The following is an 11,870-nucleotide window of genomic DNA, read 5'->3' as shown; positions in this document are numbered from 1 at the left end:
TGTCATGGAGGATTGCGCACATGAAAACTGCTCTTCGTCTGTTTCGCCCTACCCGTTCAATCTATACATTCGCACTTTTGAGCCTTGCCAGTGCCGCGATCGCCGCCGATCCACCGGGTTTCACAGGCACGTCCGTGGCTGTGGGTAATGGCACCGCGCGCGTAGTGGTAATGGCCAATGACGGGAACGACCCCGAATCCGTGTCTGTGGTGCTGACCGAAGATGCGCTCCTGGGTCTGCCGGAAGCCCATGGCGACAAGTCGGTCTGGGAGTTTGAATTACCCATGCCGGATGCCGGCCCGCAGACGGGATATAATCATGTCGTTCTTGACTGGAATCCCGCCGGACACATACCTGAAGGGGTCTACTCAGTCCCCCATTTTGACGTGCATTTTTATCTGATCAGCAATGACGAACGTGAAGCGATCACTTTCCATGGCGATGATCGTGACCTCGCCATGGCAGCACCAGACCCTGAACTCGTGCCCGATGGCTACATCGTTCCTCCAGATACAGCGGTGGAGCGGATGGGGATGCACGGCCTTGATCCGGCTGGCAGTGAATTCCAGGGTCAGCCGTTTAGCCATAACTTTATTTACGGCTATTACAAGGGTGAGTTAATGTTTGTGGAGCCGATGCTGTCCCTGGCTTTCCTCCAGTCACGGCCGGAGGTCACGTCACCCGTCAAAAAACCACGAAGGTACAGCTATCCGGCCTGGTATCCGGCGACCTACCGAATCGGATTTGATACCGGGAAAGGCGAGTACACCATCGCTATCCAGGACCTGGAAAGGTTCGATTGAGAGTCAGCTTTAAAGATATACCGGTACCATGGCTTTAAAATTGACTTTAGAAGACACAGTTTCGATTGGCTGAATCAAAATCAACAACAGCGGCCTCACGGGCCCGCCATTAACAAGGAAAATGTTTGTGAGGTTACTGCAATGCACCTGCCTTTCTGGTTGACGACAGCCGCCTTGTCTCCCCTGCTGTTTTATCAGGGCAGACAGACTCGACAGGAAGCACCAAGGTTGCCAGAAGCCAGTGGGGAGCCTTTCGGCCAATGGGGCAGTGGAGCGCCGATATTTAGGGTGCTGGTGGTCGGGGAATCCACCGCCGCCGGAGTGGGCGTGCAAACCCACGACCAGGGGTTGGCGGGCCAGCTGGCACGCGCTCTCCACGAGCAAAGCAAGAAGACCATCGCGTGGAACACCCATGGCATCAATGGCGCCAAGCTCACCGAACTGCGCGATGCACTGAAAGGCAAAACCCTGCCCCGGGCGGATATGGTGTTGCTTAGCATGGGCGTGAACGACACTACCGGACTGACGCCCCGCAACCAGTTCCGGCAGGAATTGCTGAATATCAGAGAGGACCTGCGTGCGCTGCATCATGGCCCGCTCCAGTTACTGAGCGTGCCACCCATGCATCAGTTTACGGCACTGCCCTCGCCCCTGAGGCAGATAATGGGATGGCGAGCGAGGCAATTGAACAGTGTGTATCAGAACCTTGCCGGAACATCACCCCGGGAGTTCAGCCACCTGCGTTACCCGCCAATTTCCGATACGTCCATGTTGGCCAGCGACGGCTATCACCCCGGGCCAGCAGGTTATCGTGCCATGGCACAGGCTCTGGCGGAGGCTCTCCTGCCGATACTGACAGCTCCGGACATCAACCGCTGCCCTTAACACCCAGTCGGTCCAGATACAGGTGAAGGTCCGCCTCGCTCATATCCACGTACTCCAGCACCCGCCCGTACAACATGGCCGTGGGCACATTACGGCCGTTCAGTTCCCGCTGGGTTTCATGCAGTACATACAGGACGATGCGCTCGGTACGGGTGAGGCCGTCGCGGGCATCCGGGATAACTTCAAGGAGGGTTTTCAACGGGATTGACTCAGTCATTGTGCACTCTGCGTAGAGATCAGACTGATACATAGTAGCAGTATGGCAGCGGCGGCCCCACAGTACGCCGCTGCCTTTCATACCGGGTCAAATCTGCTTTGAAACAACCTCAGACAGTGTGCTGCGATTGCCATCGATGTCGAGGGTGCGGATGGCAAAGAACCAGGTACCTTCGGTGAGTTCATCCACCAGCAATTCTTCTACTGAGGCATCGCCGATGGCAAGGCTCTGGTCCAGATTCTCAGCGCCACTGCCGTAGACCACTTCGAAGCCGGCGATTTCCCCCATGGCGAGGCTGTCACCATTCTCGCGGGTCAGCGGTGCAGTCCAGCTCAGCAGGGCAGCGTTGGCCGGAATGGTTTCCGTGGTCGTGGGCTCGGTGGTATCGGTTGTTGTCGTGTAAGCCGTTGTGGTGTCTGTTGTCGTGGTATCGGTTGTTGTGGTGCCAGCTGTCGTGGTATCGGTTGTTGTGGTGCCAGCTGTCGTGGTGTCAGCTGTCGTGGTGTCGGTTGTTGTGGTGTCAGCCGTTGTGGTGTCGGTTGTCGTGGTATCGGTTGTTGTGGTGTCAGCTGTCGTCGTGTCGGATGTCGTGTCGGTTGTCGTGGTGTCGGTTGTCGTGGTGTCGGTTTCTGCAACGCTGGTATCGCTGCCTCCGTATACGTCCGCAATGGTTTTGAATCGCTGCACGTTGCGGTACTCAACCACCACCAGTTTCTGGCTGATGACACTCGAATCCACTGTCGCCTGAAGATCCGAGGCCTGCACGGCGGCAGCTGTAACGAGATCGGCCAGCGCTACGTTCGTTCCGTCACCCATCAGGCTGATTTGACCGGTCTCACTGGCCTGACTGGTCATGTTGTTCAGCACATCGGAAATGGAGTTCCACTGGGCATTGTCGTTCACCAGGGCCAGGAAAGCAGCGTTGGCAATGGCCACCTGCAGAGCGTCGGCGGTAACACTGCCTATCTCATCAAGCCCGGTCAGATCCGGCGGGGCAAGACGAAGCGCACCATCGGCAAGGCCGAACCAGCCTTCTACCGTTGTGTAGGCACTGGAAAGAGCTTCGGGGGAAAGCCCGCTGGCACTGCGTTCCGCCAGGGTTACAGCCAGGTGTGTCAGTGGGGTCAGGTTTACGGTTTCCAGACCCAGGTCACCGGCTCCCCGCAGGATGAAATTGCCATCCAGGGCCATGGGCTGGCCAAAAGCAACGGGCTCGGTGCCTACCTGCTCGCATTGGGGCACCACGTCGCAGAGCATGCGGGTGCTATCGTCTGCCTCAAGTTCCACAAGCGCCCAGCCTTCCGCTTTGCCACGCAGCTTCAACTCGTAACTGCCGTCGTCAACAGTACGTACCGGTTTGGAAGCCAGCCGTTGCGGGGCATAGTAGCCATCCTTGTCCGCAATCAGGCGGTTGGCAGTGACCAGCCCTTGCCGGATCACACCCTTCATGGCAGCGCCTGCAATCTCGATGGTCGGTTCGGTTGAGCCCTGGCTTTGCGCCGATGTAGTGCTATCTTCACTGGTAATGTCCAGACCGCAGCCCGAGAGCAGAACCAGCGCAGGTAAAGTCAGCAGTCCTTGCTTCGAAAGTTTCTTGCCGCAATATGACATTGTCTCACACCAAATTATTGACGAATTCGGGCGAATCATACCGTGGCAATTTTCGGCTATATGCGGAGCAGTTCCGGATTTCCCGCGTGGAAATCGTCAGGAAATTGGCGCTTACGAAGGGATACACGCCGCAAAGGAACATTACACCGCAGAAGAGCATCAATAAGCTTTTAACACACTGTTTTATATTTCTTTTATGGCAAACTCCCCTATCGTCCCGTGATCCGGACAACGTCGGGCCAGTGCCGGGTAATTACAATTTTAAACAGTGCATGTCCGGTGAAGAGGACCTCCCCGCCCTCTGCCAGGGAGACGGTCATACAATGGTTAATGGAAAGTGAAAAGAGAACAGCGGCGGAAACGGCTCGTCGGAAAGCGTTCGGCCAGCATCAGCATGCCTGCCTGGTTCAGAGCAGAAAAAAGGGGCCTCGCGTGCTACGCGAGGCCCCTTTTCCATTCCTGGGTTTTGCACCCGGGATGTCACCCCATGTTTTTCTTCATAAACTTCTGAAGTTCCCCCACGATACCACTCCGGAACGCCAATACCGTGAGCACGAAGATGCCACCCAGGATCGGGTCCACCCAGTCACGCAGCGGGCCCTGGGACAGCTGGTACTCAATGTTGACAACGAAGGTGGCGCCGACAACGGGACCGAGCAAGGTACCCATGCCACCTACCAGAGTCATCAGGATGACTTCACCGGACATGTGCCAGTGCGCATCATTCAGGGAAGCCAGCTGGAACACCACCGACTTCATGGAGCCGGCCAGGCCCGCGAGAGCCGCAGAAATCACGAAGGCCAGAATCTTGTAGCGATTGACGTTGTAACCCAGCGACACCGCCCGGGGCTCGTTCTGCTTGATGGACCTGAGTACCTGACCGTAGGGGCTGCTGACGATCCGCTGCACCAGCAGGTAACAGGCGAGAAATACAGCCAGTACGAAATAGTACATGTTCAGGTTGTCTTCCAGATTGATCACTCCGAATAGTTCGCCCCTGGGAATGCCATGCATACCGTCTTCACCGCCGGTAAATGATGACTGCACAAAGAAGAAGAACACGAGCTGCGCCAGTGCCAGGGTCACCATGGCGAAGTAGATGCCCTGACGACGAATCGACAACAGCGCGAAGGCAAGCCCCAACACGGTGGCCATTGCCGTTCCCGCGAGAATTCCCACTTCCGTGCTCAGGCCGGAGTAATTGCTGAGCAGATAACCGGTCGTATATCCGCCCGTCGCCAGGAAGGCGGCGTGGCCGAAGGACAGCAGGCCGGTAAAACCGAACAGAAGGTTGAACGCAACCGCGAAAAGCGCGAAACACAGGATCTTCATCAGGAAGACCGGATACATGGCAAACGGCGCTGCCAGAAGGAGCAGGACCAGGGCACCGTTAAGTATCAGTTTCTTTCGGTCTTCGGCCTTCTGCTGCTCCAGGATGGCTTTATGGATACTGGCCTGATCAAAGGGCTGGTTCATGGTTACGCCTCCTTACCAAACAGACCCGCAGGCCGGAACATCAGAACCACCACCATGACCAGGAAGATCACTGCGGATGACGCAGGCGGGTAGAAGGTTTTGGTAAGCCCTTCAATCACGCCCATCATGATACCGGTAATGATCGCGCCACCGATGGAGCCCATGCCACCGATAACCACTACTGCAAACACCGTTATCAGAATATGAGAGCCCATCACCGGCGTGACCGAATAGATGGGCGCCGCCAAAACGCCAGCAAAAGCGGCGAGCATGACCCCAAAGCCATAAGTAAGGCTGATCAGCAAGGGCACGTTAATGCCGAAGCCCTGCATGAGCTGCGAATCTTCTGTTCCAGCACGCAGGTACGCGCCAAGCTTTGTTTTCTCGATCATGAACCAGGTACCTAAACACACCACCAGTGCGATCACGATAACCCAGGCGCGGTAATACGGCAGGAACATGAACCCGAGGTTGATCCCGCCCTTGAACAGATCGGGCATGGAATAACGGAGCCCGGATACCCCGTAGATGTTTGTCAGCACACCCCCAATCAGCAGGGCTGCACCGAACGTCAGCAGGAGGCTGTAGATATGGTCCTGACCCGCGATTCGCCGGAGCAGGAAGTACTCAATGAGCACACCGAAACCACCGACAAGAAGCGGTGCCAGGAAGAGAGCGACCCAGTAGTTGACGCCCAGGGCATCGAACAGGATGACGGTGGCCATGGCACCGAGCATGTACATTGCCCCGTGGGCAAAGTTAATAATCTTGAGCAAACCGAAAATGACGGCCAACCCGAGACTCAACAGCGCGTAGAAGGCGCCGTTAATGACCCCGATCAAAAGCTGACCAGACAGCACAGCCAGGGGGACACCAAAAATCATGGACATGTTGCTTACTCCAAAAGCAGCGCAAACGTGATACCTGGAATCATCGTTGCGGTTTCCTGGGGCTCGCCCACCCGGCAGGCGGGCGGGAGAGCCCCGAGGGTTACGCTCTTACTTGCTGGTTACCAGCGGGCACTTGCTCTCGGAGAGCGGACGGTAGGCTTCGTCTGCCGGGATAGTACGAAGAATCTTGTACAGATCCCACTCACCCTTGGACTCGTCCGGAGTCTTCACTTCCGCCAGGAACATATCGTGCACCATACGGCCATCCACACGGATCCGGCCATTCTTGGCAAACATGTCGTTGATGGGCGTATCCATCATTTGCTTGCGCACGGTCTGGGCATCGTCTGAACCGGTTGCATCAACCGCTTTCAGATACTGCATGGCGCTGGAGTAGATGCCTGCATGAACCATGGTTGGACGTGCACCGGTCTCTTCCAGGAAACGATCCGACCAGGCACGGGTCTCATCGTTCATATCCCAGTACCAGCCAGTAGTCAGCTGGATACCCTGGGCCGCTTCAACACCGAGTGCGTGAACATCAGTCAGGAACAACAGCAACGCGGCAAGGGTCTGGCCGGACTGGGTCACACCAAACTCACTGGCCGTGTTGATGGCGTTGGTGGTGTCTGCACCAGCGTTCGCCAGAGCCACCACGTCGGCACCGGAGGCCTGGGCCTGGAGGATAAAGGAGGAGAAATCAGGCGTCGGGAACGGATGGCGCAACTTACCAATAATTTCGCCGCCGTTGGCTTCTACCACACGAGTTACGTCACCTTCCAGGGCGTGACCAAACGCATAGTCTGCCGTGAGGATATACCAGGTTTTGCCACCCTCTTTGACCACAGCACTCGCGGTGCCGTTGGCCAGCGGATAGGTGTCATACACGTAGTGGATGTGGTTCGGGGTGCAGTGCTCGTTGGTGATGCTCGAAGCAGCGGAACCGGAGATGATCCCCAGCCTGTCGTTCTCTTCGAGGATGTCGCTGACAGCGATCGAGACAGAGGAAGCTACAAGCCCGGCAACCAGATCCACGTTTTCATTTTCGACCCAACGGCGAACAGTGCTGGAAGCAACGTCTGCGCTGTTGCGGTCATCGGCGCTGACAATTTCGATCTTGGCGCCGTTTACTGTGCCACCAAAATCGGCAATGGCCATTTCGAGTGCCTTTTGACCATTCGGCCCTGCCAGGTCCCGATAGGTCCCGGACATATCCGCCAGGTAACCAATCTTGACCGTATCATTTGAAATTTCTGCCTGGGCACTGCCCACCAGCATGGCTGAGGCAACGGCTGAAGTCAGAAGCTTTTTCATCATTGTCATTATTGTATCTCCGCTACTGTTTTGCGTTGGTTCGGGTTTATTGTTGCTATTTTTTTGCTTTCGTTCTTACCTATCCGGGATCAGACGCCCAAATAGCTGTCCAGCACCGACTGTTTGGCGTTTAGCTCATCGGCACCGACTTCTTCCACAATCTGCCCGTGTTCGACGACGTAATGTCGGTCGGCCAGAGGCGCAGCGAAGTGGAAATTCTGCTCCACAAGGACAATGGTCAGCCCCTTGTCCTTGAGTTTGACCAGCACTTCTCCCAACATCTCAACGATCACCGGAGCAAGGCCCTCGGTGATCTCATCCAACAAAAGCATGTTGGCGCCGGTACGAAGGATACGGGCCAGGGCCAGCATTTGCTGTTCGCCGCCCGAAAGCTTGGTGCCCTGGCTGAATCTCCGTTCGTAGAGATTCGGGAACATAGTGTAGATTTCTTCCAGACTCATACCGCCACTGCGAACTACTGGTGGAAGTGTGAGGTTCTCCTGGACGCTGAGTGAGGAAAAAATGCCCCGATGTTCGGGGCAATACCCGACACCCAACCTGGCAATATGGTGCGGCGCACAGGCCATGGTTTCTTCGCCGTTGATCATGATCGAGCCGGTACGGCGCCCCACCATGTTCATGATCGATTTCAGTGTGGTACTGCGTCCGGCACCATTGCGGCCCAGCAGAGTCACCAACTCTCCCCGGTGAACCACCAGATCGATGCCATGAAGGATATGGGACTCGCCGTAAAAGGCATGCAGGCCGGAAACGCGCAGCTGTTCGTATTGTTTGTCCTGGCGAGTGTTCATTGGGCGGCCTCCGCTTCATTTTCTTCGGAGGGTGATCCGCGCTCGCCGCTGGAGGCGCTGCCCATGTATACCTCACGGACACGTGGATCAGCAGATACGGTGTCGTAATCACCTTCTGTGAGAACGGCGCCCTGCGCCAGTACCGTGATACGGTCACACAACTTACTCACAACGCTCAGGTTGTGCTCAACCATCAGTACTGTCCGGCCTTTCGCCGCCTTGCGAACCAGCTCCACGACACGGTCAACATCTTCGGCCCCCATACCCTGGGTCGGCTCATCCAGCAACAGAAGTTCCGGCTCCATGGCCAGGGTTGTAGCCAGCTCCAAAGCCCGCTTGCGGCCATAGGCCAGCTCAACGGTTGTAGTGTTGGCGTATTCGGCAAGGCCAACAGAATCAAGCAGTTCCATGCAGCGTTCATTCAGCCTGTTCAGGGAAGTTCCGGACTTCCAGAAGCTGAACGAGGTGCCTTCAAAGCTTTGCAGTGCCACCCGGATATTTTCCAGCGCGGTCATGTGCGGGAACACTGCAGAAATCTGAAAGGAACGCACTACACCCTTTCGGGCAATGGCGGCAGATTTCATGGAAGTGATGTCACCGCCGTTGAAAAGGATCTGGCCGCGGGTCGGAGTGAGGAACTTGGTAAGCAGGTTAAAAACGGTTGTCTTGCCTGCACCATTGGGCCCAATCAAGGCATGAATGTGGCCTTTCTGAATCTTCAGATTCACGTCGTCGACCGCAACAAAGCCTTTGAACTCTTTGACAAGGTTACGGGTCTCCAGAACGTACTGTTCACTCATGAGCCATTTTACCTTTGTTATTGTTGTACATTGAAACTAGTTCACAGATTAGATTGACGTATACGTAAACGTCAACAGTTAATTGGGCTTTTTTTGACCTCACACCTAGTCAAAAAGTCGCATATCAGTTCGAGGATTTCGTCGGTCTTTTCCAGATGCGGGGAATGCCCTGCCTCCTGCAAAAACACGCCCCGAGCAGCGCTACCAATACCTGCAACGATGTCAGTAACCTGCTCAGGCACACCATACTCGTCATCCTCCCCTTGAATGATCATAGACGGACATTCAATTGCTGCCAGCCAACGAGAGAAATCCATTGAAGCCTGAAAGCCTTCATCCAGCCAAACTGCTTGCCAGGCATTGAACAATTGATCAGTGCGCGCACCATGATACCGCAGCAGTTTTTCGCGGATATCGGTTTCCCGATAACGCACAGCCATTTCCTGAATACCGGCTATGGTCAGGTGATCCGCATAGATATGAGCTGCCATGGTAATCAGGGCCTTTACCCTGCCACCCATGGCGCCAGCGCCGATCAACGCGATGGAGCCACCGTCACTGTGTCCTACGAGCACAGCCTCTCCAATGCCCAGCGCATCAAGCAATTGCGGCAGAACGACTTCGCCGGCCTGCTCCTGGAAGTCATATGGACGCGGAAGCACTTCATCCGTCGAACGTCCGTAGCCCTGGCGGTTGTATATCAGGGCATCAAGACCGGAAGCCCTGGCCAGCTTCTCGGGAAACTTTCGCCATAGCGCAATGCTGCCGAGGGATTCATGGAGAAAAACCAGGGTGGGCCCTTGCGGTTGGTGATGCCGAATACGGCGGACTTCGACAGCAACGCCGTCCCCCAGAGGCACCATCATGTCCCGGATATGCATGGCCTTACCTTTTCGGAGGGATAGAGTATGTCATCGTGGAGTGAGCAACGGGTTCTTCTGCCCCTTCGGAGTAGACGAAGACCTCCCCTACACCCATGGTGCGGCCAACCTTCAACATCGTAGCCCTGGCCCATATCGGTTTATGGGCAACTGGCTTGCGCAGAAAATTGATGTTGAGGTTGGTGGTCACCGCCAGAGGCACCAGCCCGATCTGGCTCAGCAGCGCAGCGTAAAGCGTAACGTCTGCCAACCCCATCATGGCGGGCCCCGAGACCGTGCCGCCGGGCCTGAGATGCTCCTCGTCCACTTCCAGCTTCATTTCGGCCCAGCCATCCCCGAGCTTCTGCAGGGTGCCGAAAGCGGCGCCCTGCGGAAACTGCTCGTCGAGGAAAACCTGGAGCTCCTCAAACGTTATGATCATGCGTCGTTTTCTTCCTGGGCCTTATTGCGAAGGACGAAACGCTGAATCTTACCGCTTGGCGTCTTCGGCAGCTCATCGACAAACTCGATTTCCCGGGGGAAGGCGTGGGTCGACAGACGACGGCGCACCAGTTCCTGAAGCTCGTCTTTCAGGGCCTGATCATCCGCCGGCTCCTGATCGCTCTTGATCACGACATAGGCCTTGATGATGGAGCCACGCTTCTCATCAGGCTTGCCGACCACGCCGGACTCCGCCACGGCGGCATGCTCCAGCAGAGTGCTCTCCACGTCGGCCGGTCCTACACGATAGCCGGCGGTGGTAATGATGTCGTCGTCACGACCACTGAAGGAGAAGCAGCCATCACCGTGACAGGTCACCATATCGCCGGTGAGGTAGTACCCTTTTACGAACGGATCCTTTTCACCCCAGGTGTAGCCGTCAAAGTGGAACAGAGGCGACGCTTTGACGTCCACAGCGAGCTGGCCAACTTCACCGGCACCCACTTCCTCGTTCTTCTCGTTAAGAGCAACCACTTTGTGGCCCGGCGATGCATACCCCATGGAACCCTCGCGGACGGGATGTTCAAGTCCATGGAAGTTGCAGCAGGTCATGCCGGTTTCAGTCTGGCCATAGTGGTCTTTGACCGGGCAGAAATGGCGTTTATTGATCCAGTTCACCACTTCCGGGTTCAGCGGCTCGCCGGCGCTGCTGGCCACCCGCAAACCAAGGTTCTCACCTTCGGGCAGCACGTGATCATTGGCCTTGAGCAGCCGGTAAGCTGTCGGCGCTGCCGCCAGGTTGGTGATCTTGTACTTGCGGATCATGTCGTAGGTGGATTCCGGCGTGAAGCCGCCCGGGTTGAAATGGGTCGCATGTCCCATCAGCAGCGGTCCAACCACCGCGTAATAAAGACCATAGGCCCAGCCGGGGTCGGCCACGTTCCAGAATGTGTCGTCTTCGCGCAGGTCGATGGCGTACTTCATGTAAACATAGAACGCCAGCAACGCTTTGGCCGGGACAGCAACACCCTTGGACTTACCAACGGTGCCGGAGGTAAACATCTGCAGAAACGGGTCGTCGCCCTTAACCATGACCGGCTCAAACTCACTGGACTGCGCCGCCAGGGTTTCCTCAAAATCGGGAACATCGGCATCAATGGCGCTGGCATCCACGGCGAGTACCGGCGGACATACCTTTACGTCGTTCAGCTTGGGGTAGTTTTCCGGGTTAGTCACGACCAGCTTGGTGCTGGCCCGTTCGAAGCGGTATTCAATGGCTCCGGAACCGAAGGCGGTAAACAGGGGCTGATACACGGCTCCGGCACGCAATGTGCCCGCAATAACAATCAGCAGCTCCGGCGTGCGCGGCAGGAGTGCGGCCACCCGGTCACCCTTGCCAATCCCCTTGGATTTCAGATAGTTGGCAAACCGGGCAGAAGCTTCTTTCAGCTCGGCAAAGGTAAGGGCACCATCGCCTCCATCCTCTTTTTCGTAATAGAGCGCAACTTTCCGGGGATCAGTCGCCCACTTGTCGCAGATCTCGTGGCATACGTTCAGACCGCTATCCAGGCGACCATCAAGGACCTCCGCTTCCAGAGCGGCAGGATCAAAATTGTTGTACACGGCGGTGTATTCCGGGAGGCTCATTTTCAACTCCTGTTGTTGTTGTCGTTGAATCCACGGGATAAAGGTTTATCACAGGGTACACTTTACGTAAAGGTAAACTTTAGACCAAAAACGCAGAACATCCAGGCTCCTTAT

General features: G+C 56.3%; 12 protein-coding genes. 2 read left to right on the top strand and 10 right to left on the bottom strand.

The window, feature by feature from the left end:
* The first annotated feature begins 20 nt into the window (after positions 1-20).
* Together KFJ24_RS02520 and KFJ24_RS02515 are read left to right on the top strand one after the other, a co-directional pair.
* Positions 21-803 carry a DUF5602 domain-containing protein gene (locus KFJ24_RS02520; protein WP_250829522.1) on the top strand — a complete coding sequence of 261 codons (783 nt, stop codon included), beginning with the start codon at positions 21-23 and terminating at the stop codon, positions 801-803.
* Between the two features lie 141 nt (positions 804-944).
* Positions 945-1,688 (top strand): SGNH/GDSL hydrolase family protein, encoded by a 744-nt coding sequence (locus KFJ24_RS02515; RefSeq protein WP_250829521.1) that lies wholly within the window; start codon positions 945-947, stop codon positions 1,686-1,688.
* On the opposite strand, the gene KFJ24_RS02510 is transcribed toward KFJ24_RS02515, so the two are convergent.
* From KFJ24_RS02510 to KFJ24_RS02465, 10 genes are all read right to left on the bottom strand, one after another.
* Positions 1,672-1,905, bottom strand: a complete 234-nt coding sequence (locus KFJ24_RS02510; RefSeq protein WP_250829520.1) for a hypothetical protein — start codon at positions 1,903-1,905, stop codon at positions 1,672-1,674. The two genes, KFJ24_RS02515 and KFJ24_RS02510, sit on opposite strands and share 17 nt — an antisense overlap.
* An 87-nt stretch (positions 1,906-1,992) precedes the next feature.
* Complete coding sequence (locus KFJ24_RS02505; RefSeq protein WP_250829519.1) at positions 1,993-3,516, bottom strand: hypothetical protein; 1,524 nt, start codon at positions 3,514-3,516, stop codon at positions 1,993-1,995.
* Positions 3,517-3,996: 480 nt separating this feature from the next.
* Positions 3,997-4,992 (bottom strand): branched-chain amino acid ABC transporter permease, encoded by a 996-nt coding sequence (locus KFJ24_RS02500; RefSeq protein ID WP_250829518.1) that lies wholly within the window; start codon positions 4,990-4,992, stop codon positions 3,997-3,999.
* A 2-nt stretch (positions 4,993-4,994) separates the two neighbouring features.
* On the bottom strand, positions 4,995-5,882 hold the full coding sequence (locus KFJ24_RS02495; protein ID WP_250829517.1) for a branched-chain amino acid ABC transporter permease: 888 nt from the start codon (positions 5,880-5,882) through the stop codon (positions 4,995-4,997).
* A 108-nt stretch (positions 5,883-5,990) separates the two neighbouring features.
* On the bottom strand, positions 5,991-7,205 hold the full coding sequence (locus tag KFJ24_RS02490) for an ABC transporter substrate-binding protein (protein WP_250829516.1): 1,215 nt from the start codon (positions 7,203-7,205) through the stop codon (positions 5,991-5,993).
* Between the two features lie 80 nt (positions 7,206-7,285).
* Positions 7,286-8,008: an ABC transporter ATP-binding protein gene (locus tag KFJ24_RS02485; protein WP_250829515.1), complete on the bottom strand. Its 723-nt coding sequence runs from the start codon at positions 8,006-8,008 to the stop codon at positions 7,286-7,288.
* On the bottom strand, positions 8,005-8,808 hold the full coding sequence (locus KFJ24_RS02480; RefSeq protein ID WP_250829514.1) for an ABC transporter ATP-binding protein: 804 nt from the start codon (positions 8,806-8,808) through the stop codon (positions 8,005-8,007). The genes KFJ24_RS02485 and KFJ24_RS02480 overlap by 4 nt, the downstream gene beginning before the upstream one ends.
* Before the next feature lie 71 nt (positions 8,809-8,879).
* A complete protein-coding gene (locus tag KFJ24_RS02475) occupies positions 8,880-9,689 on the bottom strand; it encodes an alpha/beta fold hydrolase (protein WP_250829513.1) in 810 nt (269 codons plus the stop codon).
* 4 nt (positions 9,690-9,693) lie between these two features.
* Positions 9,694-10,110, bottom strand: coding sequence for a PaaI family thioesterase (locus KFJ24_RS02470; protein ID WP_250829512.1), 417 nt, complete (start codon positions 10,108-10,110; stop codon positions 9,694-9,696).
* On the bottom strand, positions 10,107-11,756 hold the full coding sequence (locus KFJ24_RS02465; RefSeq protein ID WP_250829511.1) for an AMP-binding protein: 1,650 nt from the start codon (positions 11,754-11,756) through the stop codon (positions 10,107-10,109). The genes KFJ24_RS02470 and KFJ24_RS02465 overlap by 4 nt, the downstream gene beginning before the upstream one ends.
* Positions 11,757-11,870 lie beyond the last annotated feature (114 nt).

This window comes from Marinobacter sediminum (assembly GCF_023657445.1).
GTDB lineage: Bacteria > Pseudomonadota > Gammaproteobacteria > Pseudomonadales > Oleiphilaceae > Marinobacter > Marinobacter sediminum_A.
The sequence above is the reverse complement of the archived record's forward strand: the minus strand, read 5'-3'. Positions and strand labels throughout refer to the sequence as shown.

Bases quoted from the DNA above. Each gene is read 5' to 3' on its own strand.
- KFJ24_RS02515 (WP_250829521.1), top strand. From the start codon at position 945: ATGCACCTGCCTTTCTGGTTGACGACAGCCGCCTTGTCTCCCCTGCTG.
- KFJ24_RS02470 (WP_250829512.1), bottom strand. From the start codon at position 10,110: ATGATCATAACGTTTGAGGAGCTCCAGGTTTTCCTCGACGAGCAGTTT.
- KFJ24_RS02490 (WP_250829516.1), bottom strand. From the start codon at position 7,205: ATGACAATGATGAAAAAGCTTCTGACTTCAGCCGTTGCCTCAGCCATG.
- KFJ24_RS02520 (WP_250829522.1), top strand. From the start codon at position 21: ATGAAAACTGCTCTTCGTCTGTTTCGCCCTACCCGTTCAATCTATACA.
- KFJ24_RS02505 (WP_250829519.1), bottom strand. From the start codon at position 3,516: ATGTCATATTGCGGCAAGAAACTTTCGAAGCAAGGACTGCTGACTTTA.
- KFJ24_RS02480 (WP_250829514.1), bottom strand. From the start codon at position 8,808: ATGAGTGAACAGTACGTTCTGGAGACCCGTAACCTTGTCAAAGAGTTC.
- KFJ24_RS02495 (WP_250829517.1), bottom strand. From the start codon at position 5,882: ATGTCCATGATTTTTGGTGTCCCCCTGGCTGTGCTGTCTGGTCAGCTT.
- KFJ24_RS02485 (WP_250829515.1), bottom strand. From the start codon at position 8,008: ATGAACACTCGCCAGGACAAACAATACGAACAGCTGCGCGTTTCCGGC.
- KFJ24_RS02500 (WP_250829518.1), bottom strand. From the start codon at position 4,992: ATGAACCAGCCCTTTGATCAGGCCAGTATCCATAAAGCCATCCTGGAG.
- KFJ24_RS02465 (WP_250829511.1), bottom strand. From the start codon at position 11,756: ATGAGCCTCCCGGAATACACCGCCGTGTACAACAATTTTGATCCTGCC.
- KFJ24_RS02475 (WP_250829513.1), bottom strand. From the start codon at position 9,689: ATGCATATCCGGGACATGATGGTGCCTCTGGGGGACGGCGTTGCTGTC.
- KFJ24_RS02510 (WP_250829520.1), bottom strand. From the start codon at position 1,905: ATGACTGAGTCAATCCCGTTGAAAACCCTCCTTGAAGTTATCCCGGAT.